General features: G+C 62.2%; 28 protein-coding genes and 1 pseudogene. 14 read left to right on the top strand and 15 right to left on the bottom strand.

Features of this window, described 5'->3' with window-relative positions; translation table 11 throughout:
• Positions 1-98: 98 nt before the first annotated feature.
• The 5 genes from IGS74_RS03695 to IGS74_RS03715 form a co-directional block, all read right to left on the bottom strand.
• On the bottom strand, positions 99-2279 hold the full coding sequence (locus IGS74_RS03695) for a P-loop NTPase fold protein (RefSeq protein WP_192389412.1): 2181 nt from the start codon (positions 2277-2279) through the stop codon (positions 99-101).
• 269 nt (positions 2280-2548) lie between these two features.
• Positions 2549-3397 (bottom strand): DUF3883 domain-containing protein, encoded by an 849-nt coding sequence (locus IGS74_RS03700; RefSeq protein WP_192389413.1) that lies wholly within the window; start codon positions 3395-3397, stop codon positions 2549-2551.
• Between the two features lie 8 nt (positions 3398-3405).
• Positions 3406-4320, bottom strand: a complete 915-nt coding sequence (locus tag IGS74_RS03705) for a nucleotidyl transferase AbiEii/AbiGii toxin family protein (protein ID WP_192389414.1) — start codon at positions 4318-4320, stop codon at positions 3406-3408.
• A complete protein-coding gene (locus tag IGS74_RS03710) occupies positions 4320-5162 on the bottom strand; it encodes a type IV toxin-antitoxin system AbiEi family antitoxin domain-containing protein (protein WP_192389415.1) in 843 nt (280 codons plus the stop codon). The genes IGS74_RS03705 and IGS74_RS03710 overlap by 1 nt, the downstream gene beginning before the upstream one ends.
• A gap of 151 nt (positions 5163-5313) precedes the next feature.
• On the bottom strand, positions 5314-6669 hold the full coding sequence (locus IGS74_RS03715) for a hypothetical protein (protein WP_192389416.1): 1356 nt from the start codon (positions 6667-6669) through the stop codon (positions 5314-5316).
• Positions 6670-7281: 612 nt separating this feature from the next.
• Between IGS74_RS03715 and IGS74_RS03720 the strand changes: the two genes are divergently transcribed.
• Positions 7282-8538: a site-specific integrase gene (locus tag IGS74_RS03720; protein ID WP_192389418.1), complete on the top strand. Its 1257-nt coding sequence runs from the start codon at positions 7282-7284 to the stop codon at positions 8536-8538.
• Here IGS74_RS03720 and IGS74_RS03725 read toward each other — a convergent pair.
• On the bottom strand, positions 8504-8788 hold the full coding sequence (locus IGS74_RS03725) for an AlpA family phage regulatory protein (RefSeq protein WP_192389420.1): 285 nt from the start codon (positions 8786-8788) through the stop codon (positions 8504-8506). The genes IGS74_RS03720 and IGS74_RS03725 overlap by 35 nt on opposite strands.
• Before the next feature lie 508 nt (positions 8789-9296).
• Between IGS74_RS03725 and IGS74_RS20200 the strand changes: the two genes are divergently transcribed.
• Positions 9297-9407 (top strand): type IV toxin-antitoxin system AbiEi family antitoxin domain-containing protein, encoded by a 111-nt coding sequence (locus tag IGS74_RS20200; protein ID WP_246722879.1) that lies wholly within the window; start codon positions 9297-9299, stop codon positions 9405-9407.
• A gap of 66 nt (positions 9408-9473) precedes the next feature.
• On the opposite strand, the gene IGS74_RS03735 is transcribed toward IGS74_RS20200, so the two are convergent.
• Positions 9474-10400, bottom strand: a complete 927-nt coding sequence (locus tag IGS74_RS03735; protein WP_246722881.1) for a LysR family transcriptional regulator — start codon at positions 10398-10400, stop codon at positions 9474-9476.
• An 80-nt stretch (positions 10401-10480) separates the two neighbouring features.
• On the opposite strand from IGS74_RS03735, the gene IGS74_RS03740 reads away from it, so the two are divergent.
• The gene (locus IGS74_RS03740; RefSeq protein ID WP_192389422.1) at positions 10481-11254 is read left to right on the top strand and encodes an SDR family NAD(P)-dependent oxidoreductase; all 774 of its coding nucleotides are present in this window, start codon (positions 10481-10483) and stop codon (positions 11252-11254) included.
• Between the two features lie 132 nt (positions 11255-11386).
• On the opposite strand, the gene IGS74_RS03745 is transcribed toward IGS74_RS03740, so the two are convergent.
• Entirely contained in the window at positions 11387-12286 is a 900-nt protein-coding gene (locus IGS74_RS03745; protein ID WP_192389424.1) for an NAD(P)/FAD-dependent oxidoreductase, read from the bottom strand.
• Positions 12287-12297: 11 nt separating this feature from the next.
• Positions 12298-12981, bottom strand: a complete 684-nt coding sequence (locus IGS74_RS03750; protein WP_192389426.1) for a glutathione S-transferase family protein — start codon at positions 12979-12981, stop codon at positions 12298-12300.
• 113 nt (positions 12982-13094) lie between these two features.
• Here IGS74_RS03750 and IGS74_RS03755 point away from each other — a divergent pair, with 113 nt between their 5' ends.
• Both IGS74_RS03755 and IGS74_RS03760 read left to right on the top strand, forming a co-directional pair.
• Positions 13095-13538 (top strand): Rrf2 family transcriptional regulator, encoded by a 444-nt coding sequence (locus tag IGS74_RS03755; RefSeq protein WP_192389428.1) that lies wholly within the window; start codon positions 13095-13097, stop codon positions 13536-13538.
• Between the two features lie 89 nt (positions 13539-13627).
• The gene (locus IGS74_RS03760; protein ID WP_192389430.1) at positions 13628-14515 is read left to right on the top strand and encodes a LysR family transcriptional regulator; all 888 of its coding nucleotides are present in this window, start codon (positions 13628-13630) and stop codon (positions 14513-14515) included.
• A 92-nt stretch (positions 14516-14607) separates the two neighbouring features.
• Here the strand turns inward: IGS74_RS03760 and IGS74_RS03765 are convergent, their stop codons facing one another.
• Genes IGS74_RS03765 through IGS74_RS03780 form a run of 4 tightly spaced genes read right to left on the bottom strand, consistent with a single transcriptional unit; the run spans position 14608 to position 16816 of the window.
• On the bottom strand, positions 14608-14835 hold the full coding sequence (locus tag IGS74_RS03765; RefSeq protein ID WP_192389432.1) for a hypothetical protein: 228 nt from the start codon (positions 14833-14835) through the stop codon (positions 14608-14610).
• A gap of 12 nt (positions 14836-14847) precedes the next feature.
• Positions 14848-15459: a glutathione S-transferase N-terminal domain-containing protein gene (locus IGS74_RS03770; protein ID WP_192389434.1), complete on the bottom strand. Its 612-nt coding sequence runs from the start codon at positions 15457-15459 to the stop codon at positions 14848-14850.
• A 17-nt stretch (positions 15460-15476) separates the two neighbouring features.
• A complete protein-coding gene (locus IGS74_RS03775; RefSeq protein WP_192389436.1) occupies positions 15477-15884 on the bottom strand; it encodes a VOC family protein in 408 nt (135 codons plus the stop codon).
• Positions 15885-15907: 23 nt separating this feature from the next.
• The gene (locus IGS74_RS03780; protein WP_192389438.1) at positions 15908-16816 is read right to left on the bottom strand and encodes an alpha/beta hydrolase; all 909 of its coding nucleotides are present in this window, start codon (positions 16814-16816) and stop codon (positions 15908-15910) included.
• 41 nt (positions 16817-16857) lie between these two features.
• Between IGS74_RS03780 and IGS74_RS03785 the strand changes: the two genes are divergently transcribed.
• Entirely contained in the window at positions 16858-17535 is a 678-nt protein-coding gene (locus tag IGS74_RS03785; RefSeq protein WP_192389440.1) for a TetR/AcrR family transcriptional regulator, read from the top strand.
• Between the two features lies 1 nt (position 17536).
• Here the strand turns inward: IGS74_RS03785 and IGS74_RS03790 are convergent, their stop codons facing one another.
• Complete coding sequence (locus tag IGS74_RS03790) at positions 17537-18133, bottom strand: TetR/AcrR family transcriptional regulator (RefSeq protein WP_246722884.1); 597 nt, start codon at positions 18131-18133, stop codon at positions 17537-17539.
• Between the two features lie 87 nt (positions 18134-18220).
• On the opposite strand from IGS74_RS03790, the gene IGS74_RS20205 reads away from it, so the two are divergent.
• Positions 18221-19171, top strand: a complete 951-nt coding sequence (locus IGS74_RS20205) for an alpha/beta hydrolase (RefSeq protein ID WP_246722886.1) — start codon at positions 18221-18223, stop codon at positions 19169-19171.
• A 68-nt stretch (positions 19172-19239) separates the two neighbouring features.
• Here the strand turns inward: IGS74_RS20205 and IGS74_RS03800 are convergent, their stop codons facing one another.
• On the bottom strand, positions 19240-20199 hold the full coding sequence (locus tag IGS74_RS03800) for an NAD-dependent epimerase/dehydratase family protein (RefSeq protein ID WP_246722888.1): 960 nt from the start codon (positions 20197-20199) through the stop codon (positions 19240-19242).
• A gap of 88 nt (positions 20200-20287) precedes the next feature.
• Between IGS74_RS03800 and IGS74_RS03805 the strand changes: the two genes are divergently transcribed.
• The 7 genes and pseudogenes from IGS74_RS03805 to IGS74_RS03835 all read left to right on the top strand — a co-directional run bounded on the left by IGS74_RS03805 (position 20288) and on the right by IGS74_RS03835 (position 25639).
• A complete protein-coding gene (locus IGS74_RS03805) occupies positions 20288-21223 on the top strand; it encodes a LysR family transcriptional regulator (protein WP_192389442.1) in 936 nt (311 codons plus the stop codon).
• Positions 21224-21440: 217 nt separating this feature from the next.
• Positions 21441-22163: an SDR family oxidoreductase gene (locus tag IGS74_RS03810; RefSeq protein WP_192389444.1), complete on the top strand. Its 723-nt coding sequence runs from the start codon at positions 21441-21443 to the stop codon at positions 22161-22163.
• Positions 22164-22174: 11 nt separating this feature from the next.
• Positions 22175-22417, top strand: a pseudogene (locus tag IGS74_RS03815) (Atu4866 domain-containing protein); the annotation flags it as partial.
• 102 nt (positions 22418-22519) lie between these two features.
• Complete coding sequence (locus tag IGS74_RS03820) at positions 22520-23428, top strand: SDR family NAD(P)-dependent oxidoreductase (protein WP_192389446.1); 909 nt, start codon at positions 22520-22522, stop codon at positions 23426-23428.
• A 22-nt stretch (positions 23429-23450) separates the two neighbouring features.
• Positions 23451-23885 carry an ester cyclase gene (locus IGS74_RS03825; RefSeq protein WP_192389448.1) on the top strand — a complete coding sequence of 145 codons (435 nt, stop codon included), beginning with the start codon at positions 23451-23453 and terminating at the stop codon, positions 23883-23885.
• Positions 23882-24727 carry an SDR family NAD(P)-dependent oxidoreductase gene (locus IGS74_RS03830; protein ID WP_192389450.1) on the top strand — a complete coding sequence of 282 codons (846 nt, stop codon included), beginning with the start codon at positions 23882-23884 and terminating at the stop codon, positions 24725-24727. Before IGS74_RS03825 ends, IGS74_RS03830 begins: the two co-directional genes overlap by 4 nt.
• Before the next feature lie 99 nt (positions 24728-24826).
• Positions 24827-25639: a carboxymuconolactone decarboxylase family protein gene (locus IGS74_RS03835; RefSeq protein ID WP_192389452.1), complete on the top strand. Its 813-nt coding sequence runs from the start codon at positions 24827-24829 to the stop codon at positions 25637-25639.
• Positions 25640-25661: the final 22 nt, after the last annotated feature.

The following is a 25661-nucleotide window of genomic DNA, read 5'->3' on the forward strand; positions in this document are numbered from 1 at the left end:
TTGACGGTTAGTGTTCCCCATGTTCCGCCATTGATCGCCTCACCGGTGCCGATCTCCCGTCCACAACTACACTGTCAATTTTCGGCCCTTTCGAACTGTTATCTGTCGAATAACCCATCGTTACCAGCGCGCTTTCGATCCCAAGCATCTAGCAGCGTCTGAACTGTATTAAGGTCGTCCTGGTTCAGCTTTCCACTTGCCGCGATTTCCTTCAATCGAGCCCGAAATGCCTCGGAGTCAATAATCTCGGTATCGTCGCTGATCTGTGCCACCACGGTGACTTTGGAAACACGATCACCGAGGCTTCCAAATCCGCCCATTCCCATAGACCATGAGCGTCCCGTGAAATCCCGAGCAAGTGCGACAAGGCTAGGATCTTCGAGGATACGCGCGCCCGTCCACTCGCGCACTTCGGTCGAGTCGCCGCCGAGCAGATCACGCCAACGATAAAGGACATAGACGAGATCCCGGTGGTCAATCAGCGAGCCGTTCGCCGCGGCCGTACGGATCGTATCCAATGCTAGTTTGCGCACAGGCTCGATGGCGGAGGCTTGCACAAGGCAATCCTCGTCCCGCTTTGGACCTTGCTTCCGTTCCTCCTCATGATCGCCAATGGCTGATGAAGCAAAATCGACTAGCCAACCGAGGGCCGCATTCTGAATCGCCGCAACGAGGACATTGCTCCGTTCCTCCGGCGTGAAGCGCTCGCGCGTAACGCGGCGTAGTAGCCAGTGATAGCGCAGGCTCGTGTTTGCTATTCCGCCAAAGCCGCGCTCGGAATCGACGTCGAGGTCGATCTCATCGTGGATCTCAAATAGTGCCCCGAGAAACGCAGTTACTTTGCCTTTGTCGACGCGAGCGGCATGTGTCGTCAGTTCGTCTAGATAGACGGGCACCATCGATTTCCCGTTGCGGCGAATCGCTTTCGCGGCCGTTCGCATCGTCATCTTGATGAAATCGGCATCGTCAGCCCGCTTTGCCATCTCCTCAATGATCTTTGTCGGGAGTGTTTCGTCACTCAGGGTGAGGCGGAAATAGGTATCGAAATGAGCCTCGATGCAGACGCGGCGTTCGGCATCCCAATGTGAAATCCAATCGCCGCCGTAGCCCATGTTTTCGAGCCTAGGGAACAGGCGCTGCAATGCTACCTTTGCTAGATCGTGACGTGACACAGGAACATCATCCAAGAACGGCTCCAGACGATCATCGTGATTCTGATTGCCGTTATGCTGATTGGAGACACCACACGCCTCCTCTTTTCGGGAGCGTATCGCCCGAAACAAGCCAGGCTCATACAGGCGCAGTGCTTCCAGAGCGATGAAGTCGGCCAAGCTCACCTCGCCTGCAACGGCGGGCCACGTCACGCTGATCGCATTCTGATATCTGGCCACATGCCGAGGGGTCGCCATGTATGGAGCCACGATATCGTAGAACAGGTTCATGATGCGGACGATCTGAGCCTCTTCTGGGTCGCCGCAAATCTCCTGGATTGCGGTAAGGACCGCTTGGTTCAAGTCTGTTTGGAGAGGGGCAGGCACTTCAAATCCCGCTTGGACGATCTTCTCCAAAAAGTGGGGGCCTTCCGAAGGAAACCGCTCCTGCACCGCCTTTTCGGCCAGATCGCGGTCGAACACCAGCAGGTACATGATATTGGGCAAGCGGCCGACGGACTTCACCAGCCGGAATATCGCTATCGCTTCGTCGGGCGAGAGACGATCGATGTCGTCGATCACGACGAGGAATCGACGATCCTCATCGGCAATGATTTTTGCCAGCTTCTGAAATGTCTTCTCGAGAGTATCGCCCTGGGGAAAGAAAGTGCTCACAAACTTCGAGCCGCCGGTGAACAGGGCTGTCAATGGCGCGCCGCTTGCCAGAGTCACTGCTGCGCCGATAGTCGGTCCGGCTTGAAGCAGGCGTTGAGTGATGCTGGGGATCAGGTCTCTTACCTTGTCGCCCAGGCTGGTTCGCAACGTTCCATTTAGGCTTTGCAGAAAGGCGAGCGCCAGCGCTTCTTCACCTCGGTACCACCAGCATTTGAAATCCGAAACCACCAGCTTTTCGCTGCCGGATTGTGCTAGCGCAGCGCGGATGAGGTTGACGACGCTGCTTTTGCCGGACCCCCACGGCCCATTGAGTGCAATGGTCGTTCCAACTGGCTTTTGCATTCGCATGATGCTCTTCGCGATCGATTCCGCAAAACCGGTCACTCCATAGCGGTCATCGTCGGCTGCTTCGATAGGGCTGTCATTGAAATAGCTTCGTTCGGAATCGCTCATTGTTTGCCCACTCCCATCCGCTCGCAGCTGCTTACTCTTCCACGAATAAATGTAGAGACAATGGAAATGAACGTTATTTCCGAACCCTACATGATTTAAACTTACCGATGATTGTCCGCGCTGATCAGAAAACGATATTGCTTCGGCTTCAAGCTCTTCGAACGACAATTTGATGGCTGGGCACAAGACCTTAGTGAGGGCGACATCTGCGAACTGAATTTCAGCTTTGCTAAGTCGAACGTCGAAAGGTACCCGTCGGGTGCCGGCCTTTACAAGAAATTGGCCTGATAACTGGTTGCCATCAGCGACACATGCGCCTCCAACGGAGGCCGCAACTCAAATGCCCGTGGCTCCCGTCCGAAATTCCATAACCTCACCAGTCGCCAATCGCCGCGGCGCTCCTCGGCAAGGGCCAATTCATTCCGCGTGATGTGAAACGGCGTTCGTTCCCAGCCTTTGGTCGTCTTCACCTCGATCAGCCGATCGCGGCCATCGGGATCGAAACTAAGGATGTCGTAGCCGGCACCGTCGCCATCGACCTGCGATACCCAGCGGATGCGATCTGCGAGATCACTTCGGCCGGCGGCGAGCAGGCTGGCACGCTCATGGGCGAGGATCCGCTCCTCGCCGGCGCGGCCCAGTGCGCGGTTGCGGGCATCACGCTCGGCCACATCGTACTTCCGGGCGATAGCTGTCATCTGCTCGAGTTCATTGGGCGGCGGCGCATTGCTGTGCGTCGGTGGCGGGCCGATCCATAGAATCGCCTCTTCCCTCAGCGCTGTCGGCGACGGATTCATGGCCGTCCGTGCGATGGATACGAGCCAATCCGGATGACGATCCAGCCAGCGAACCACCGCGTCGACGAGCGACGCTTGGAAATTGAAGGCCGGTTTATAGCCAGGGATCCAATCTTCCCCGAGGCCCTTTAGCACTGCGCTGATGTTCTGGTGCTTATATTCTATGGAACCCCGAGGCCGCCCAATTACCGCCTGCAGCAGCCGGTTGTGGTCGGCCTTGCTGTATGGCCGGCCGGCGATGTCGTCGGCGAGCATTGCGAAGTAATCCGCAACGATCGCGTCGTTCTGCTCCTCAGTCCAGACACCAGCCATCTCCGCCATCGCTTCGCCTATCTCGTCAGGACCTCTTGAAGCTGTTTCACCAGCGTCCCCCGCTTCTCGGCACTCAGGCTATCGAGATTCTGTTGCCGCCACCGCACGGCCGGCAGACTAGCGGCTGCCTCCAAGCCGACTGTTGACCAATCGGGCTCGCCTCGTTCGAACGCCAACAGGAATTGGCGGTGAGCATCAGGCATTGAACCGACGATTTCGCTGATCAGCGCTTCACGCGCTGCCAGAAGGTCGTCGAGTGCAACCGGCTGCCGCGTCATGCCGACGAAGCCGCGCTCGAACTCAGCTTTGATGTCTTTCCGGCGCGCCGCAAGCACCTCGGCCATGGGCCGGTCGTGGCTGATGAGGTAGACGAGAAAGGTCCGCCGCAGCGCGTCGTCGATGCCTTCGTTTGCCAGGAGGTCGCGCGCATCGAAGAGGTCACGTGGATGCTGCCGGTCGAATGCGGCGACGATCTTCCCGGCGTAGAGATCGGGGAAGGAGACAATCCGCATTTCCGCGAAACCAAACTCGTCTTCGACGCCAGAGGAAACCGCACGAAATTCGGGTTCGAATACGCAGCCTCGCAGGACCGGCGTGACCTCGATTTTGATCTGCGCACTGTCGCTGCGAACCACGAGCTTGGTGACGACGTTTTCGCGCGAGCGCGACGGTGCGACGCGGGTGCCACGAACCGCTTCAGTGATGCGCTCCGCGATGCGTAGCATCGCCGCATCGATCGCAGCTAGCGAGGCCGCGCGTTCCTGAACCGGCACATAGGTGAGGTCGATATCGACCGAAAGCCGTGGCAGGTCCCGGATGAAGAGATTGATGGCCGTGCCGCCCTTCATCGCAAAACACTCTTCCGCTGCGACTGAAGGCAACGCGCGGATCAGGAGCGCGACCTGGTTGCGGTAGGCGTCAGCAAAAGCCATCAGGGTGCCTCATCCAGTTCTTTCGGCACGGTGATCTGATAGACGGGATCGTAGCGCCCCTCCTTGAACAGCATGCGCTTGCCCGAGCCAAAATCGATTGCAGCGCGCTCAATGTGTTTGAGCCATGCGTGGCGATGCCGATCGGCAAAGAAGAAGAAGAGGCGCTTCACCTTTACGCTTCGACAGCGGACAAGCAGCTTCTGCAGCCGTCGCGGAGCAAGATCGCTCAGGCCCTCCATGAGCACGTCGACCTGATGGAAGCTTTCATGGTCGGGCAGTTCGTCGAGAAGCTCGAGGATGGCACGTTCCGGTGCTGAAACCGTAAGCGGCCAATCCCATTGTCCCCAGGCAAGGGAGCGCAGTCCGGCCTCCTGGAGAGGCCGGTCGCCTTGCTTGCCGGCACCCGGAACGAGGGAAGGGAAGTCAACATCGTCCAGGTCGCTCCCAAAAAGCGGTGTGCTGTTGCGGTAGACGAATTCCTCCTTGAGTGGCAGCGCGGCGAGCCAGTTGGGAGGCTTGGTTGGACCGTGAATATAGACCTTAGAACTGCCTTGCGAGACGTAGTGGGCATAGCCTTGCAGTTCGAGAGCTGTCCGACCGCCAACGACAAGGCGATGGTCGAGGAGCGTCTGGAGCGAGATAATGACCTGCTGCCAGCTCAACTGTCCGCGGGGGCGTCGATAGACCCGGCGTGCCGGCTGTTCGAGCCAGCCCGAGGCGACATATTTGGTGCGCAGCGAAGTATAGTAGTCACGCGCGGAGAGCCACGCGGAATCGACGAGCAAGCCCTCCGGGAGGAGGCGCTCGAGCTGTTTCAGCTTTCCTGCGTTTTGCTCACTCATGGTGGACTTTTTAGCCCATATTCAAACTGCACACCAGTTCGAAGATATCCCCGTTAGCGTCACTTCGGTTGGCAAATACGGCATATGGCAAACCGCAAGGCCTTGCGTTGATACAAATCCTCGAATTTTGATGGCTGAAACTGGTTTCGTATCATTCAGTCGGAGAGGCTTCGCCCGTTTCTGCTTCCTCGATCGGCAAGGCCAAGGCGTCTGTCCACTCCAGCGGCGAGCACGAGGTGGCCAGCCCCTTTTCGTCGTCGACAGACCAGAGTTGGAGGGTGATGGGGGGCGAATAGTAAAAGCTGCCCCTTTCTGCTTCCTGTTCAGGATCTGGCTCGGCGAAATCGACTTTCGACGATCTCGCCGAAATGTCGAGAAAATGGGGATTGATCAGGGCGTCGATCTGGTTCAGACGCTGCCGGACCCAAGTCGTCATTGCGCTCACTCTTGCAGCATCCTCAGACGTTGCATTTTCGAGATGATGCAGCACTGCAGTAAGTTTGTCCCGTTGGCTCAATTGCTCATGGACTGCATCCACAAACTCCATGCGGCGCTTCTCGCGGCTATTGAATGCCTCTTCACGCTGGCGTCGAGCTTCGGCCTCTCGCTGGCGGCGCTCCCGCTCGTCGGATTCTCTCCTGCGCTCACTAATGTAGGCTGCGTGCCCGGCGAAACCTGCCAATATGTCGGGCAGCATGCTTTCCAAGGTTTGTGTCTTTCCGTCTGAGTAAGTGCGGCGAAGACCCGAATATGGGTTGGCGTGAATGACGATGGCGAGCCGGCCGGATGGAAATTGGTCGTATTTAGGCCATGGATCGGTGGTGTAGCCCCAGCGCGCCCTTTCATCCCGCCGCTTCAATTCCGCGGGTGTTGGTTGATGCAAGGTTTTCTCGGGCTGTTCCTCCAGGCCGAACGCAATTGACTCATTCTCGACAATGAGCACCAACCCGTCTTCAGTCGCCTTGGGCAAATGGCCTTGGGTTACCGCAAGAGTGAACAACTGGCTTAGAACCCGAATTCCCCGTTCAATCGAAGCACGAGCAATTTTGAGTGGGACAACGCCTTTCGAGCGGACCGACGCGAAACCTTGGTCGTCAGGACGCGCTTTCAAAATCGCGCGCCTTGTCGCAGCGAGAGACGGCGGTTCAACGATGCTTAGCGTCGGTTCGGATTCAGAGACCAGAAGCGGCTTAGCCGTAGCGTGCTTGTGGAGCCTGTCTCTGGCTTTTTCCTTGGCGTCGCGGACCGACGGAGACAGATGCTGCTCGGAACTTCCTGATATCCTCACCGTAGCCAAGTTTGGTTCGCTCAGTGGCGGTAGTGCTTCCTTGTTGACCCGCTTTCCGTATTCCAGCTTCGCCCAGTATCCACGTTCTGGTGTTGGAATGTCGTGGCGGTCACAGGTCTTCTTCAACGCCGTACCCGTAACGCCATAATCAGCGGCAACTTTGGTCATGGGTTTGGACCAAACCAGCTCGTAAAGCTCTTCCCGAGAAACTGTCTTCACCTCTCAACCTCTGCCGTCCATGCAATGTTCGATCTCAGCCCGCCGATCCACGACCAAGTGGGAGCATTGATTTTGCCGGTTTTGACGGTACTTTATCGACGCATCAGATTCGACGTTTGTGGTTGCTGCCTCACTGCGAAGCAGCCGATAGATGCCGAAAGTTCACAGGATTTTTTCAGCAAGTTTGACGCCTGAAAACTCAGCAAAATCAAGAGGCTAGGTTTTTGACGGCACCTTACACGGCATAATCGGACGCTGAAATTATTTTTCGCAGATATATCAGATGCTTAGGGCGAAAAAAATATTTGAGTGGGAATAATTCGGGCCTATCCGAACGCCGCCGATTTTACGCTTCGGCACGATATAAGTTACTGAAAACAAAAATAAAATCATCCTGTGTCTATCGACATCTATCGGTGGGCATAGATGGCGTTCGGCGGTCTCACTGACGGGCCTCACCCCCATTGATCAACCGGAAAAACGAAAGTACCGTCAGGTCAACCGAGGCCAATGACGGTACTTTTTTCGAACCAATGCGCTGAATATAAGTGTTTTCGACGACATCGGCCAGCAAAAACCGCGTGACGGTACTTTTCCGCGCGGAGGCCCTAAATGTTGACCGATGCAGCACTCAAGTCTTTGAAACCAAAAGCCAAAATGTATAAGGTTTCCGATCGTGACGGCATGTATGTGCGCGTCGCGCCGTCGGGCGCCATCTCATTCAGCCTCGACTATCGGCTGAACGGCAGGCGGGAGACCGTGTATCTCGGCAGATATGCCCGTGACGGAATATCGCTCGCCAGGGCTCGCGAGCTATGCATCGACGCGCGGCGCGCGATCACCGAGGGGCGGTCTCCCGCCATCGAGAAGCAGCGCGAGAAGCGCTGGATCAAGGAAGCAAAGAGTTTCGGCCAGTTCGGCGAGAAGTGGCTGACCAACGCGACCATGGCCGACAGCACGCGCGCGATGCGTCGCTCTATCTTCGAACGCGAACTCATGCCCGTCTGGCGAAATCGTCTACTGACAGAGATCAAACCGGATGATCTACGCGCTCACTGCGGCAAGATCGTCGAACGGGGTGCTCCTGCAACTGGTATCCATGTGCGTGATATCCTTAAGCAGATCTACGGTTTTGCCATTCTCCACGGCGAGAAGGTCGCCAATCCGGCCGATGACGTCGGTCCAGCCTCGATCGCTACCTTTACGCCAAAGGACCGCGCGCTTTCGCCGGCAGAGATTCGCATCATGTTCAAGCAACTCGAGCATATTGCGACGTTGCCAACGATCCGCCTCGGTATGAAGCTCTACCTGCTCACCATGGTCCGGAAGAGCGAGTTGCAGGATGCAGTTTGGGACGAGATCGATTTGGACAACGCCGTCTGGACCATCCCGAAGGAGCGCATGAAGCGGTCGAAGCCGCACAACGTCTACCTGTGCCGACAGACGTTGGACATCATGATTGCGCTCAAGACCTGCTCCGGCAACTCCCGATATCTTTTGCCGTCCCGGTACGATGCGGACGCGCCGATGTCGCGCGCGACTTTCAATCGGGTCACCTATGCTGTCGTCGAACAGGCCAAGAAGGAGGGGCTACCGCTGGAGCCTTTCACGGTCCATGATCTGCGGCGGACGGGCTCGACGCTACTAAATGAGCTGGGCTCTAACAGCGACTGGGTCGAGAAGTGCCTGGCGCACGAGGATGGGCGTTCGTCGCGCGGCGTCTATAACAAGGCCGAGTATGAGGTGCAGCGTCGGCATATGATGCGGCAGTGGGCGGATACCGTGGACGCCTGGATCGACGGCCGGAAGTATGCCCCCACGCTCTTGCCGCAAGCTATGCCCTTGATGGAGCTTGATCCCGCCCTTTGACCGGGCGGGATTTACGCTTGGAAACATCAGGATGTTGGGCACGCCGGATCGGCGCAGCCCGCCGTGCCGTGAGCCAAGCCTCAACCTCGGCCAAGTCCCATACGATACAGCGCGGCGAGAGCGCGAACCGACGGGGGAACTCGCCACGCTGCTCCATTTCATAAATAGTGCTGTCAGCCATCGGCACCATCTCACGCAACTGCTGCCGCCGGATTGTTCTCCGAATTTGCGTAGTTTCGATCTTTGCCATGCTCAATCTCCTGCGTTGCTGAAGCGATTGAGACTGATAGATGCTGATACTGGAAGCCCCGTTGAAATCCCATGCGGTGTTTTCGGGCCATAGCGTACACATCGGCGGGTTTTGCCCGACTGCTAGGTGCAGAGTAGGAGCGAACAGGCGCTGCTAGACGAGCTCGAAACTTGCGGCACCCGCTACGAGGAGGCGCATTCAGTAAACGCGACTCCCTTCAAAATCCGGTTCCGAAAGGAGTGTCGGTTCGATTCCGACCACCCGCACCATCCTTCTTCAAAGGGCTCGACGTAGTTGAGTTCGAGTCCGGCTCGGCTCCCCGGACTGAATGAAGAAACGAATCTCATGTCCGAGATTCCCCGAGAAACTACGCGGAAACCACACGCGAAGCAAAGGAAGCGTGATCGAGAACGGGCGGAGCGTGTACGTCTAGCTGGGAGCTCCTCCTTCCCTGAGGTCGCGGGCCGTTGCGCTGGCTCTTCAGAAGGGAGAGGTTCGAACGAAGGATTTGACCGATATTGGAGTCCCTCGTTGTTACCTGTCTCGCATGTGCGACGAGGGGCTGCTCGTAAAGGTGGCTTATGGACTTTACCGGGCTGCACTTTCTGATGCTGCTTGAGCGCGTAGGTGGCAGCCGAAAGATTGAGGCCGGTGGCGTCGGCGCACCTGCCGCTTTGCCGCCTGTTCATGCTGTCGCAGCGGTTGCCTGCGCGGTAAGAAAGTCGATGAACGCCCGTAGCGGCGGTGGTATGTGACGGTTCCGCGGGTAATAAAGTGTCCAGCCTGGAAATGGCGGGCACCAGTCATCGAGCAGGCGTACCAGGCGCCCGGCATCAAGATGGTCAGTGATCGTCGCTTCGGTGATACAGGCCAGACCGGCGCCATCGAGCGCGGCCGCGATCAACAGGTCCACGTCATTCGTCGTCAGCGGGCCGTCCAGTGATAGCGCCACCTCTTTCCCCGCTCGCGAAAACTCCCACGGCAGCAACCGTCCGCTGAACGGCAGCCGGTAATTGAGCCAGCGGTGATGGGACAACGCCTCCGGCGTGGTCGGCACGCCGGCGACCGCAAGATATGCCGGGGAGCCAACGACTACACCGCGCAAGGCGCCGCTTACCGGAACCGCCTCCATGTCACGGCGGACGCGCTCGTCCAGGCGAATACCGGCATCGAACCCGTCGGCGACGCTGTCGACCAAGGCGTCATCCACCGTAATCTCCAGGCGAATATTGGGATAGTCGGCCAGAAACTGACCGAGGATCGGGGACAGCACCATCTGCGCTGCCACCCGCGGCACGGTCAGACGCAACGTGCCGGCGGGCTTGTCGGCGCCGGCCGCAGCCTCCTGCACCGCTCCCTCGATGTCGGCGAAGGCCGGTGCAAGCCGTCGTTCCAGCTGACGGCCGGCATCGGTCAGCGAGACGCTGCGCGTGGTGCGGTTGACGAGCTTGGTACCCAGGCGGTCTTCAAGGGCGCGTAACGTGTGACTGATCGCTGATGGGGAAACGGCCAAGGCGTCCGCCGCCTGACGAAAGCTTCGATCGCGCGCGACGGCCAGAAAGGCCACCAGCTCGGCATATTCAACTCCGCGCAATTGCTGCTCCCTGCTCATTAATCTGCTGAGATACTAGCGTATTATACCGTTCCGCACATCGCCTATCTTTTGAGGTAGAATTTCAAGTGGAGACGGGCATGACGAAGACAGTCGGCAGGTTGGATGGCAAAGTCGCACTGGTGACAGGCGCAGGAAGCGGAATCGGCGAAGCCGCTGCGCTCCGCTTTTCGCGCGAAGGCGCCGCCGTGGCGCTCGCCGGTCGCCGAGAAGCCCCTTTGGACGAGGTCGCGCGCACGATCGAGCGCGAGGGCGGCAGGGCGATCACGGTCCCGACCGATGTCTCTGACGAACGTGCGGTCGAGGCATTGATCGCGCAGGTGGAAAATGCGCTGGGACCGCTGGACATGGCTTTCAACAATGCCGGTATCCTTGGACCGTTCAAGCCGATCATGGAACTCTCCGCCGCAGACTTCGACGAAGTGGTGGGCACGAACCTGCGCGGCGTATGGCTGCTTGCGCGCGCGGAGATCCGCGCCATGACGGCGTCCGGTCGACGCGGCAGTATCGTAAACACGTCGTCGTTTGTGGCCGAGGCCGCAACGCCTGGCACATCGGCATATGCCGCGAGCAAGGCCGGGCTGAATGCGCTCGTGCGCGCCCTGGCTCTCGAAGTCGGACCTCAGGGCATCCGGGTCAACAACGTCGCCCCCGGCGTCATCCGGACGCCGATGTCGGCCGGGCTGAGTGATGACTTTTACGAGGCGCTCGCCAACAATGCGGCGCTCAAGCGCCTGGGCGAGCCCCGCGACGTGGCCGATGTCGCGGTGTGGCTCTGCACGGAGGAGGCGCGCTTCATCACGGGTCAAACCATCCGTGCCGACGGCGGCTTCGCGATCCCGGGACTGCGCTGACGCAAGAAGACGTGCCTCCCAAGGTAGAGACGGGCGGCGGACGGACGCGGTGGATGCGCCCGTCCGAACATCATGCAGACACCTGACTGCGTGGTGAAAAGCCTCCCCGCATGTCGCTCACCGCAGTCGTCTTCAAAGTCCAGCCGTCACGAGCGCATGGACCACGGGGAAAGCTGTTCTCGCTCCATCGGCCGCCGCGAGTATCGCCTGTTGCACCGGCCCTGCCGCACAGTCCCCCGCCGCCGATAGACCGGGGACGGAGGTCTCGCCGCGCTCGTCCCGCCAGATGGCGCCGTCTTCGCGTAGACGCAGCCCGAGCCTGCCGACCAGGGGCGCCTGGCTCTGTACCGGCCGCACCCACAGTGACCCCACCTGATGGTCGGACCCGTCTGCAAGTTCGACGCCCCGCAGCGAATGTCCGTCACCGCCGACGACCCTGGCGATGGCTCCGCCAACGAGACGAATGCCGCGTTGACGAAGCGCGTCGTGCCGTTCAGCGCTCACGTCGCCGGGCCGTGCGAATACCGTCATATGATCGGTCCACCCGCGCAGGAACAAGACGTAATCCAGAACCTCGGGCTGATCCGCGAGGACGCCCCAATGTCGATCACGATGTTCGTAGCCGTCGCAGTAGGGACAGGCATGAACACCCTTGCCCCAGTTCTCGCCCAGACCTTCGATGTCGGGGAGCGTGTCCACGAGGCCGAGGGCGAGGATAACCTTGCGGCTCGTGACCGTGTCATCCCCCATGACGACCTCGAACCCCTGGCCGGTGCTGCGGATGTCGGCTACGACGTCGGCACGGCGCACGATGGTGGAATAGGCCGCCAGTTCGTCGTGACAGATGGCGCGGAAGTCCCCCGGCAAAATGCCGTCGCGCGACAGGAAACTGTGCATGGCGGGCGCGGCTGCATTGCGAGGGCTGCCGCCGTCGATAAGGATCGCGCGCCGGCGCGCCCGGCCGAGCACCAATGCGGCGGATAGGCCCGCGGGGCCGCCGCCGACAATGGCGACTTCGAAATCATTCTGCATGTCGCTGCTCCTCATACCGGCCAGCATCGGCTGTGCTGTGGCAGTCCATAGGCGCGCTCCAGGAACGCTGCCGGATAGGGAGGACAGCAGGCGCTCGGCCGTTCCTTGAAGCGCGTGTACCAGGCGCCGAGTCTCTCCAACTCTTGCGGCAGCGGCACGCCATATGCGCCTTCGGCGAATTCCAGCGTCGCCATGGCCACGCAGTCGGCCAGGCTGATCCTGTCGCCCCCCAGGAAAGGTCCGCCCGTCTCGCGGAGCAACAGATCAAGACGGTCGAGCTGCCGCCGATAGGAATGTGCCGCAAAGCGCGCCGCATCCTCACTCTGCTCCTCCGCGCCCGCAAAGACCGGGCTGCCCTTGTGGCACCAGATTCCCAGGTGCAGCGCCGCTTCGTCCGCCACACTCATCAGCTCGCGGGTGAGCGCCCGTTCTTCCGGCGTGTGGCCGATCATGTCGGGCTCGGGAAACCGCTCTTCGAGATATTCAAGGATCGCGATGGAAGACCGAATGCGGCAACCGCCTTCGGTTTCCAGAACCGGGACCGTGCCCAACGCGCTCAAGGCCTTGAGCCTTTTGCCCGATCCTTCATCCATCGCATCGAACGCAATGCGCTCGATGCCCTCCATCCCCTTCTCGGCAAGATAGATGCCTATCCGGCGCGGATAGAGTGCCCAGTCCAGTTCATAAAGCTTCACCGTTGCTCTCCTTTACGCATCATCATAAGTTACGTGATGGCAGGGCGCAAGAGATAAGCAACATACGAAGTTGCATGATAACCTGAGCCGACCTATTTCGACGAGGCAAGCTGATGAGACCTGACAGTCGCCTTTCCCGTATGCTGCACGTCCTTCTCCACATGGCCTGTGCGGAGGGCCCGCTCACGTCCGAGCAGATCGCCGCCATGCTCGGCACGAACGCCGTCGTCGTCCGCAGGACCTTGGCGGGGTTGCGGGACCAGGGCTATGTCCAGTCGGACAAGGGGCATGGCGGGGGCTGGCGCCTGGCCTGCGATCTGCGCCGCGTCTCGCTGCTGGATATCCACAAGGCAGTGGGCGGCCCGAACCTGTTCGCCATAGGCAATGCCTCCGACAATCCCGATTGCGCGGTTGAAAAGGCCGTCAACGGAGCGCTGACCGGAGCCCTCGAGGCGGCGGAAGCGATCTTGTTGAAGCGACTTGCGGACACGTCTCTGGCCGACCTTGCCGAAGACTTCGGCGCCATCTGTGGAAGCGATCGGAAAGCCACCGCCTGAGAGGCAGCCCTTCGGGGAAGAAGATGGATGTTCGCGACTGATGCCGGTATCTATCGATCGATAGGCTGTTCGGTTAGTTGTGCTGAACAATGAAGATCGACTTGAACCTCCTGCCCTTGTTCCTCGCCGTTGCGGAGGAGCGCAACTTTCGCGCCGCGTCCGATCGCCTGGGCGTGACGCGCTCGGCCGTCAGCCAGGGAATACGCCGTCTCGAGGACGCCTTCGGCACGGCGCTCCTGATGCGAACCACACGTTCCGTGCACCTGACCGAGGCCGGCGAACGCCTGCGCGATGCGTTGACGCGGCCCTTCTCGGACATCGCGTCGGCGCTCGAAGGCGTGGCGGAAGAAAACGAACCGCGTGGGCTCCTACGCATCGCCGCGACTTCGATCGCCGAACGGTTCCTGTCCGGCTCGCTGCTCGCCTCGTTCGCAGCGGCCAACCCGGGTGTGACGATCGACGTCACGGTCACGGACGAGGAGTTCGACATCGTCGCCGCCGGCTTCGACGCAGGCGTCCGGCTTGGCGAGGTGATCGAGCAGGACATGATCGCTGTTCCCCTCGGCGGCGACCAGCGCGAGATGGTGGTCGCAGCTCCGGCCTATCTGGCCGCCCACGGCGCTCCGGCGCACCCGCGCGACCTCGTCCATCACCGCTGCATCGGCTGGCGCCCGGCGTCGAATGTCGCGCCCTACCGATGGGAATTCGAGGAGAACGACATCCCCTTCGACGTGGCGGTCGAGCCCCAGATCACCACCAACGACCTGCGCCTGATGCTACGCACCGCGCTTGCGGGAGGCGGCGTCACCTTCGCGTTGGAGGAAACCTTCCGGTCGTTCGTGGAGAGCGGTGAACTCGTGCCCCTGCTGGATGATTTCCTGCCGCCATTCCCCGGCTTCTTTCTCTACTTCCCCCAGCGTCGCAACATGGCGCCTAAAATGCGCGCCCTGATCGAGCATGTCAGACAGTGGAGGTAAGGGAGGCCCGTCGTGATGGAGCGCCCATCGCGGGTCAGGACCCAAATCAGACGGAGCAGGCATTCGCTGGTCAAGGGACCGGCGTGACGGATTTACTCGTCGGGCACGGCGACCGGACGAAGCAGACGGTGGATGCCGGGTATGATGGCGAACACCATTGCGGCGACGATCACCGGAACGATGACCAGATGGCGTTGCCACAAGTCCCATTCCGGCGTGACCGCCTGCATCAGATACGACAGCCCGGTCACCAGCGGGTACACGGCGCCGAACACCAGGATGCAGAAGGCCAGACGGCCCGTTCGGTATCGGCGTAACATGGCGGCACCCATTCAGTAGTCCGCGCTTGGCCGGTCACGAAAGCGCTTGTACCAGCTGTCCAGCCGCGGATGATCGTTGCCGAAGGCAAGGTCGAACCGCTCGCGCGCCGTCTGGAAGATCGGGAAGGCGGTGAAGTCGGCGATCGTCGGCGTCGGGCCGGCAATGAACGCGTGCTCGCCGATCTCCTTCTCCAGCACGTCCAGCAGCTCGGTGATGTAGCGGAAAATTCGGTCGGCGGCATCGCGCGACGGCGCAGGCTCCTTGCCGGGGAACGCGTCGGTCTGGTTCCACAGCCACAGCTGGCCGCGCGCCACGAGGTCGGCGGAAAGACGCTCGAGCGAGCGCACCCGGGCGCGCGAGGCCGCATCAGCGCCGATCATCGGGCGCTCGGGATGCAGTTCCTCGAGATACTCGACGATCGCCGCCGAGTCCGTAATCGCGAGACCGGCATCGGTCACCAGGGTCGGCGCGCGGCCGGATGGATTGATGGCGCGGTACTTCTCGGAGCGGTGCTCCTTGTTCTCATAGTCGAGTTCGTAGCGCGGGACATCGATGCCTTTCTCGGACAGGTAGATGATCACGCGGCGCGGGTTGGTGCCCTTGCGGAATTGGTAGAGTAGCATGGCGTCTGTCCTCCGGGTCAGATCTGCGAGGCTGGCGTGCCGGCGCGCAGCGGTGCGAAGATGTGCTGCTCGGCCAGCTCAGGAGTCCACTGGACGTACTCGACCACGCTGCCGTCGACGTGCTTCATGTACATCATGCGGCCGGTGGGCACGTCCTCGATGTCGCGCAGCACCGTAGAACCCAGCGCCAGAAGCCTGGCTTTCGCGTCGTCGATGTCCTCCACGATCCAGGGGCCGAGGCTGCCGCGGATCGGCTCCAGCGCCTCCTCCGTTCCGCCGACGGCGAGCACGTCGCCGATTCCGACGAGCGTCCAGGGATCGAAGTCGAGCCTGAAATGCGGCTCGGTGCCATGGACCGCCTTGAGCGTGGCGACGGTCGCGTCGAGGTCCGTCGTGAAGATACGGGTGTAGGTCTTGAGGATCATGAGCTTGCCTTTCTGCTGGGAGGTTAGAGCCGGGAGAAGGCTGCCAGTTCGCGATTGAAGCGTGCAGCATCCTCGTAGAAGGGTGAGTGACCGGCTTCCGGATAGATCGAGAGGTTCGATCTGGGGTTCACGATGAGCATGCGACGCGACATGCCGGGGCGCACGAGGGCGTCGCGGGCGCCATGGCTCAGCAGGATGCGGGGCACGCGCGCATAGCCTTCGTCCAGCCCGTTGGCCTCGATCGACCCCAAGCCAAGGTGAACGGCCCGAGGGACCATGCCGTTATAGGCGAGCATGCGATCGAGGTCGGTCTTGGGCGGAAGCTTGGCGAAGCACAGTGAGAGGAAGCGGGCGATCGCTTCGGACCGAACGTCGAGGTCCGGCGAGGCGAGACGGGCGCCCCAATGGCCGGACTCCTCGGTGCGGAACTGTGGGTCGAACGACGTGACCGCATCGACCAGATTGACGCCAGCTACTGCGCCCGTACCGTGGCGGCGCAGATAATGCCCGATCACCAGGCCGCCGAACGACCAGCCTACAAGGATGGCGCCTCGCGAACCAGTCTGCTCGATCACGGCGGCCAGGTCATCGGCCCAGCGGGCGCCGTCGGCATAGGCTTCAGGTTGAGTCGGCTTATCGGAGTCTCCGTGCCCTCGCAGGTCGAAGGTGATCAGGCGGTGGTGCGCGAGCTCTGCGACCAGCTGGCGATCCCAGCACAGTCGGCTTTGGCTGAGACCGTGAACGAAGATGATCGGCGGCGCGGCCGCATCGCCGTAGCTCATGGCGGACAAGGCCAGGCCATCCCTCGTTCGGATGGAGACAGGCTGGCCGACCGGCTGGGCGGGGTCTGTGGCCATGGCTGTGGCCGGCATCAGCGTGCCCATGGCCGCGACGGTCAGTGAGCCTGCTAAAATTTCCCGTCTGGTCGCCATGTCTCCGGCCCTTGTGTTGTTTAGTGGTCGCTATATATGCGATGAGCGAACTCAGGCAAGGGTCATTTTTAGTGGTCAGTAAAAAAGGTAAGGGAGGTGCTGGCGGTCGACCGGCCAGCTTCGAACGGGAAGCGGCGGTGCGTACGGCGTTGGACCTGTTCCGGGCTCGCGGTTATGAGGGTGTGTCGATCGCCGACCTTACGGCCGCGATCGGCGTGGCCCCCCCGAGCCTCTACCATGCGTTCGGCAGCAAGGCCGGCCTGTTCGAGGAAGCGGTGGCGCTCTACGAGCGCGGTGAGGCCGGCCTCGACCTGGACAAGCTGGCGGATGCGACGACGCTCGCGGAATGGGCTCGCGGCCTGCTGGAAGCAGGCGCGGAGAATGTCACGAAGAGCAACAGGGGGTGTCTGATCTCGAGCGGCATGATCGTGTCCCACCCCGACAATCGGGCGGTTTCAGAGAGGCTGGCCGACCGCCGGGCGACCTTCCGACGGGCGATCGGAGAGCATCTGCTCCGCTGGCTGCCGGCGTCGGATGCCCATGATCTCGCCCGCTATCTCGCTACGGTTCTGCAGGGCCTCTCGATACAGGCGCGGGACGGCGCGACGATGGAGGAACTTCGTCCCACCATCGATCTGGCGCTCTTGGCTGTAGAACAAAAGGCGGTAGATCTGAAGGCAAGTACGGCCGTTGGCATGGACCCATTGATCACGACTTAGCTCAGCGCGTCGCCGGCTGCGACGTGAGAAGTAGTCCGTCCAGAAAGACGTCCAGCAGCGCTATGACACGGGCTTGCCAGCCCGGCTCGTCGAATTCGTAGCAAAGCGCGACCAATACGCGCAGCAGTTCCTGCGCGGTGATCGTGCTCCGCGACCGTCCCTCCCGCAAGGCATCACGCAGCAGATCCTCCACGCTACTGGTGAGGCGGTCGCTGGTATAGGTTGCGAGATCGGCCGGCATCCGCGCCGACCAGCTTAGCGCTTCGGCCATTCCTTTTTTGGTGGCGACGAAGTCGACCGTGGCGCGCAGCCACTTGCGCAGGGCAGCGGGAGCATCATCGGTGCGGTCCGCCGTGCCCGCCAGTGAGACCAGCTCTTCTACTTCCTTTCGGTATACCGCCCCCGCCAGTGCCTCGCGCGAGGCGAAGTGGCGATAGAGCGTCCCGATGCCGACCCCCGCACGCTTGGCGACGGCTTCGAGGCTCACCGTCCGCTCACCGGCGCGAAACATCACGCCGGCCACTTCGATGATGCGCTCACGATTGGCGGCGGCATCCGACCGAGGCGCCCTGTCTGATTTCTTTGCCTGGAGCCCCACGCCTGTCCCTTCAATAACCGGAGGTGCCTCCGTATATAGTTCTCAGAGACGGTATGGATACCCTGAACAGCGTCAAGAAGGCGACATATGACACAGACAGATCACCGCACGAAGGCAATGGGCGAGGAGCAGATCGAGAAGGTCCTGAAGGGTATTGCCGACGCCTTCAAAAGCCAGCTCCGTGCGCCCATCCTGCGCACGCCCGCCGACGTTGGGCTCACCTTCGAGGAGGTGACGTTTCCTGCCCTGGACGGAGTGCCGCTGGAGGCCTGGTTCATCCCCCGCGAAGGCTCGGACAAGTTGGTGATCGTCAACCATCCGCGCGGTTTCAACCGCTACGGCCAGCCGGCGCATCTGGAGCCGTGGAAGTCGATGCTTGCGCCGGCTGGCAACGACATCGAGGTGGACTTCACCCTCGATTATCGAATTCTGCACGATGCCGGCTACAATATCCTCACCTACGATCTACGCCACCACGGTCTTAGCGGGATCGGCAACGGCATCGTCACGAGCGGCCGGTTCGAGGCTCGGGACGTGGTCGGGGCTCAACGCTACGTCCGCTCTCGCGCGGACCTCAACAGCATGACGATCGGGCTGTTCAGCCGGTGCCTCGGCTGCAACTCGACGATGTTTGCGCTGTCTTCCTATCCCGAGGAGTTTGAAGGCGTACGCTGCCTCGTCGGCGCGCAGCCGCTGTCACCGCAATACTATTACGAGGGTCAGCTGGCGCTGTCCGGGGTGCCCGCCGACCGGATAGCGGAACTCGACAGGCTGATAAAGATGGCGACAAGCTTCAGCTTCGATCAACTTTCGCCGCGTGAGGCTGCCAAGGACGTCAGGCTGCCCACCTTCATCTACCAGGTGCATGACGACTCGATGAGCAAGCCGATCGACGTGCAGACCGTCTTCGACAACATCGCGGCCGACGAGAAGGAATTGTTCTGGATCGAGGGAACGACGCGTCGCTGGGACGGCTACGGCTATTTCTCGCGCAATCCTGCGCCGATGCTAGCGTGGCTGGATCGATACATGAGCTGAAGTCATACCGCCCCGAGAACCTCGGCGTGTGAGGACTATGATGCCGGCCTGCGAACTGCGCACCTACGTCACAAGCGATCCAACCCCTTCAGCGTGATCTGCAAGGCGTCAGCCAGCGGGGTGGCCGGCACGTCGCGCAGAAAGCCGCGCAACTTGCCATCCAGGAGTCGCAGCGGACGACGCCAGAGATAGATCATCTCGCGCATCTCCCGCGCCGTTTCGTTGAAGGGTGCGGCGGCATGTACGAGGGCCCAGGGGAACGGATAGATCGGTGCCACGGGGCGTCCTGCCGCCAGACGGATCGCCTCGGCGAAGGTGCGATTATCCTCCACCCAGGCCCCGCCGAAATGGAAGATGTCGAAGTCGGGCAGTTCGTGGCGTCGCTCCAGCACACGCACCATCGTCTCCGCGAGATCGGGCAGATAAGCCCAGGCGTGGCCCACCCCCGTGCGAGCCGGATTAAAGACCCTCTTCACGGGGCCTCTTGTCGGAACCATGCCTTGCGCCAGCCAGCTGTTGCCGCTGTGCGGCCCGAAGAAGTCGCCCGCGCGCACCACCAGCGCCTTTGCGCCTTCCCGGCTTGCTTGCTTTAGCCGGCGTTCCATCTCGACGCGGATCGCGCCCTTACGGGTGATCGGGTTCTGCGGCGCGTCTTCGTCGACTGCTTCGCCTGCGTCCGGGCCATAGTTGTAGACCGTGCCCGGCAGCAGCACGCGTGCGTCGTTTACCTTTGCGGCAGCGATGGTGTTGTCCAGCATCGGCAGGACCAGACCAGCCCAATTGCGGTAGCCGGGCGGGTTCACGGCGTGAACGATCACCGACATGCCTTCCGCCGCCCGGGTGACCGCGGACCGCTCCATGGCGTCACCCTTTGTCCAATACAGGTCGGGGTTGCTCGCGCTTGCGCGTTTCGGATCGCGGTGGAGGGCGTGCACGTCCCAGCCCCGGGCGAGCAACGCCCGGGCAACCTCGCCACCGATGCCACCGGTCGCGCCCATGACGAGCGCCTTGTTCGTTTCGTTCGCCAAGATATGCCTCCGTGAATTGTGACAGAGGTGGGTGGAACTGGGTCAAACGGAAATTGCGTAAAAGTGCATTTCGGATATACAAATATGCATGGATAGTAGCGACCCCGGTTGGGACCTTTGGCGAACGTTTGACGCGGTCATGCGCGAGGGCAGCCTTTCAAGTGCGGCTCGTGCTCTGGGACTTACTCAGCCGACGGCCGGTCGCCACATCGCGGATCTGGAAGCGTCGCTGGGCTCCGGAGCCCTTTTCACCCGATCAGCGCGTGGTTTGCAGCCGACTGAGACCGCCATGGCGCTGGCGCCCCACGCCGCCGCCATGGCCGCGGCTGCCGCGGCGCTGGTGCGTACAGCCTCCGCCCCGGCGGGTGCGGCTTCCGGCGTTGTCCGGATAAGCGCAAGCGAAGTGATCGGCGCCGAAGTTCTGCCGCCGATACTGGCTGCGCTTCACGCCGCCCATCCCGGGCTGACGCTGGAACTGGTGCTCACCAACGCCCAGTCCGACCTGCTGCGACGCGAGGCCGATCTGGCAATCCGGATGGTCGAGCCAAAGCAGCAGGCATTGCTGGTCAAGTCGATAGGCCGCATTTCCCTCGGTTTCTACGCGCACCGGGATTATCTCGCCCGCTCGGAAGCGATCGAGCGGCCGGCCGACTTGAACCGTCATGCGATCATCGGCTTCGACCGAGACGCGGAGTCTCTCCGGTTGCTTGATGCGGTCTGGCCCGACCTGCCGGCCTCCGCGCTTCGCACGGACAACCAGCTCGCCCAGATCGCGATGGTGCGCGCCGGATGTGGAATCGGCGTCATGCAGAAGCCGATCGCCATGCGCGACGCGGCGTTGGCGCCTGTATTGCCCGACGTTTTCGGCGCCGATCTTCCGGTCTGGATCGCGATGCATGAAGACCTTCGGTCGACGCGGCGCATGCGGATCGTCTTCGATGCGATGGTGCAAGGCATGACCGCTCACGTTGGAGCACAGCGTGCCGCTGTTCGTTCTTCGTCGCAGAACCGCCGTTCCCGCTGAATCCAACCGCGCAGCCAGTTTGGCCACGACCAAGCCGGTGGACCCCTGACTTGATCGGCCGCTGCGCGCACGCTGGCAGCGGGCGACGTCGGCCACTGACGGGCGCTGAGGACACCTACATTGTCCAGCACGGCTAACCAAGCCATGCAGGATTGGGGCAATAGTTGAGCCGTCCATGCGGCACTACCTTTCTGACGAACACTGAAAGGAGAACACCATGGACAAGATCGTACTCATCACAGGCGCGAGCAGCGGCATCGGCGAGGCGACGGCCCGCGTGCTGGCACAAGCAGGCATGACCGTCGTGCTGGGCGCGCGGCGCACCGATCGGCTCGAACAGCTCCGGCGCGAGATCTCCGCGGCGGGCGGCAATGCCCGCGTGCGGCGGGTCGACGTGACCGATCGCGACGACGTGGCCGCGTTCGCGCAGGAGGCGCTCGACGAATTTGGACGCATCGACGTGATTGTCAACAATGCCGGCGTCATGCCGCTCTCTCCCATGTCGTCGCTCAAGGTCGACGAGTGGGAGCAGATGGTGGACGTCAACATCAAAGGCGTGCTGTGGGGCATCGCCGCCGTGCTGCCGGCAATGAACGCGCAAGGCTTCGGCCACATCATCAACATCGCTTCGATCGGCGGCCTGGCCGTATCTCCGACGGCCGCGGTCTATTGCGCCACCAAGTTCGCGGTGCGCGCCATCTCGGATGGGCTGCGCCAGGAGAACGACCGCATCCGCGTCACCAGCGTGTGCCCCGGCGTAGTCACGTCCGAGCTGGCCGACAGCATTTCCGACGAAGCCGCCCGCCGCGAGATGGAAGCCTTTCGCGCCGTTGCGCTCCAGCCCGACGCGATCGGGCGCGCCATTCTTCACGCGATCATCCAGCCCGAGGACGTGAATACGACCGAGATCGTCGTGCGTCCGGTCGGGAACCCGGCGTGATGGAGGCGAGCCATCCTTATGTCGGGATGTGGGTGACGGCGGACGGCCGCATCCGGCACGAGTTGCTGCCGGATGGTCGGTACGACGAGGCGCGGGGCGGTCGGGCCCACGCCTACCAGGGACGCTACCGCGTCTCCGGAACCCACATCGACTATGTCGATGACACCGGCTTCACCGCCGATGGCGACTTCGTGGCAGCCGATGTGCTGCACCACGCCGGGATGGTTCTGACCAGGGAAAAGCCGGCGAAGTGAGCCCGAAGAACCAGGCGATCGTCGACGTTCGATAGCTTCGATCGCCTGAGAATTCATTCGACACCGTGCCTTCCTGGCAGCGCTGTCGACAGGAGACGTGAAATGTCAAAGACCATCCTAATTACCGGAGCCGGCACCGGCTTCGGCCTGCTGACCGTCAAGACCATGCTGCGCGCCGGTTGGGCCGTCTATGCCGGCATTCGCGAGCCGGAGACCCGCAACGCCGAGCGGGCGACCGAAGTGCGGGACTATGCCGCCTCGGTCGGCGGCGAGGCTGTTGTTATCGACCTCGATGTCCTGAAGGAGGAGAGCTGCGCGGATGCCGTGCGCACCGTCATGGCGCGCCACGGCCGGCTCGACGCGGTGTTCCACAACGCCGGGCATCTCTACATCGGCTTCACCGAGGCGTTCACGCCGGAGCAGGTGCGCGAGGCGTTCGAATTCAACGCGTTGGGCGCTCACATCCTGAACCGTGCGGTTCTTCCGGTGATGCGTTCCGCCGGCCGCGGTACGCTGATCTACAACAGCACGGGCAGCGCCTATGTGATCGGCCCCTTCATGGGTCCTTACGTCATGGGCAAAATGGCCTTCGACGCGATCGCCGAGGCGACCGCCTACGAGGTCGGCGCCTTCGGCATCGAGAGCGTCATCATCATGCCCGGCGCCTTCACCAAGGGCACCTCGCACTTCGACTCTCACGTGGCTCCGTCGGACAAGGCCGTGCTGGCCGAGTACGGTCGCCTTCAAGCGGATTTCGACAATTACGGTCCCGGCCTGGAGCGCCTGTTCGAAGGGCGCGAGCAGCCGGCGCAAGCCGTCGCAGACGAAGTTGCCCGCGTTCTGGCGCTCCCCCGCGGGGAGAAGCCGCTCCGCAGTGAAGTGGACTTCTCGGAATGGGGCGCGGGTGTCGTTGACGCCGTTTCCCAGCACGAAACGCGCCGCCTCTGGGGAAAGATGGGCCTCGGCCACCTTCTGCGCCCCGATGTGACCGCAGCCGATTCAGACGACTGAGTTCAATATGATGGAGAAACCTATGAGCCCCGAAGATCACATCCGCCGGCTCTATGCCGCGGTCAACGCCGGCGACCTCGCCACGATCGAGGCGTTCGGTTGCGAAGCGAGCGAATGGCTCGACGTGCCGTTCGACTATCTGGCGACCGGCACGCGCGCGATCGTCGACCCCTGGGCCGCGTGGCTCGGCTATTTTCCCGATACCGACTGCCAGCCCTACAGCATCGTCGGGATGGGCGACACCGTGGTGGCGCAAGGCATCACCGTCGCCACCCATCGCGGGGCGTTCGACTCCCCTGCCGGCCGGCTCGAACCGACCGGCCGCCGCATCGAGACGCGCTTCTGCGACGTCTACCGATTGCAGGGCGACAAGATCATCCGGGCCGACAGCTATTTCGATTTCTACACGCTGCTCGGTCAGCTCGCGCCGGAATTGCTGCCGAAGGTGGCGGCATGACGGCCCCTCGAACCTGGTTGATCACCGGCGTTTCGCGCGGACTTGGACGCGCGCTGGCCGAGGCTGCTCTCGCCCGTGGTGACACGGTCGTGGGAACGACCCGGAGCGGCACAGCTGATCTCGCACCTGGCTCGGGCATTTTGCACATCCTGCCGTTCGAGCTCGCTGATGCCGGGGCCGTCGCCTCGATGGTGGCGCGCGCCTTCTCTCTCGCCGGGCATATCGACGTGCTGGTCAACAACGCCGGCTACACGCTGCTGGGCGCGCTGGAGGACGCGAGCGACGCTGAAGTCGAGCGCCTCTTCTCCGTCAATGTGTTTGCACCGCTTCGCGTGATCCGGGCCGCACTGCCGCGACTGCGCGCGCAAGGGCGAGGCCACATCGTCAACATCACCTCCGTCCAGGGCCGCGATCCCAGTGCCGGGGTCGGCGTCTATGCGGCGAGCAAGTCGGCGATGGATGCGCTGACGCAGGCGCTCGCTCTCGAGATCGAGCCGCTTGGACTTCGCGCCACGGCCGTTGCTCCGGGCGGATTGCGAACCGAGTTCCTGTCGGATCGCTCGGTCGACCGTAGTTCGGGAAGCAGCGTCGCGGCGTACCCCAGCGTCGGCGCGGCGCTCGACCGCTTCAGGACAGTCAGCGGCCAACAGGCGGGCGATCCCCACCGGGCCGCGGCGGCCATCATTGCCATCGTCGATGCCAAGGAACCTCCGCGGCGCTTGCTGCTGGGTTCCGATGCAATCGACCGGGCGCGCCGGAGCGTCGAGGACGCGGAGGCTGAGCGCGCGCGTTGGGAGACATTGTCCCGCTCCACCGATGTTCCGGAGGCCGGAGACGCTTAGCCGGCGTGCGGCCAACTCCAGCAACGAAGCAGCTGCAGAATGGCGGCCGCGCTCGCGCAACACCCGATCGCTATGATGACACACCCACGGAGTGACCGCATGACCGACCGTTCCGACCGCTTCCAGCACGGGCTGGATGTCTATGACGTGATGACTGCCAAAGAGTTCGGGAACGAGCTCAGCCCCGGTCTGAAGGCGCTCGAATCAGATTTCCCGTTCCTCGTCGACGCGACGATGAGCTACGCGATCGGCGACGTGTGGGGGCGGACGCAGATGCACGCGCGCACGCGCGAGCTCGCCATGATCGCGGCGCTCGGGGTCGTGGGCGCCGGTGCTGCTGTGCAACTGCGACAGCATGTCGAATATGCGCTCAACCTCGGTGTGAGCGCCGACGAGGTACGGGAACTGGTCTATCTGACCTCGGTGGCAGCCGGCTTCCCCCGCGCGCTCAACATGGCGGCCGAGGTGAAGGCGGTGTTCGAAGCCAAGGGCATCCCCGATGTGCCGGCCGAGCGCTCCGATACGCCGGACCGTCACCAGCGCGGTCTCGACAAGATGGCGCAGCTTGGTCGTGAAGAACAGGTCGACATCGCCGCGCATCCGGTTCTCGGGCCGCTGTCGCGCGCCTTCCCGTTCCTGATCGACGGCGTGATCGAGTACGCGATGGGCGACGTCTGGACCCGTCCCGCACTCGACATCGCGATCCGCCAGGTCGCAACGGTCGCGGCGTTCGCCGCGTTGGGCGATGCGTGGCCACAGGTCAAGCTGCACACCGGCCATGCGTTACGGCTCGGTGTCTCGCGGGAGACGTTGGCAGAGGTCGTCAACCTTCTGACCGTCGCGGTCGGGTTTCCGGTCGCGCTGAACGCCGCCGCCGCCATTCGTGAGGTTTTCGACCAAATGGATGCTTAGCTGTCACCTATGCATGCAAAGT

This window comes from Aureimonas sp. OT7, assembly GCF_014844055.1.
Lineage (GTDB): Bacteria > Pseudomonadota > Alphaproteobacteria > Rhizobiales > Rhizobiaceae > Aureimonas > Aureimonas altamirensis_A.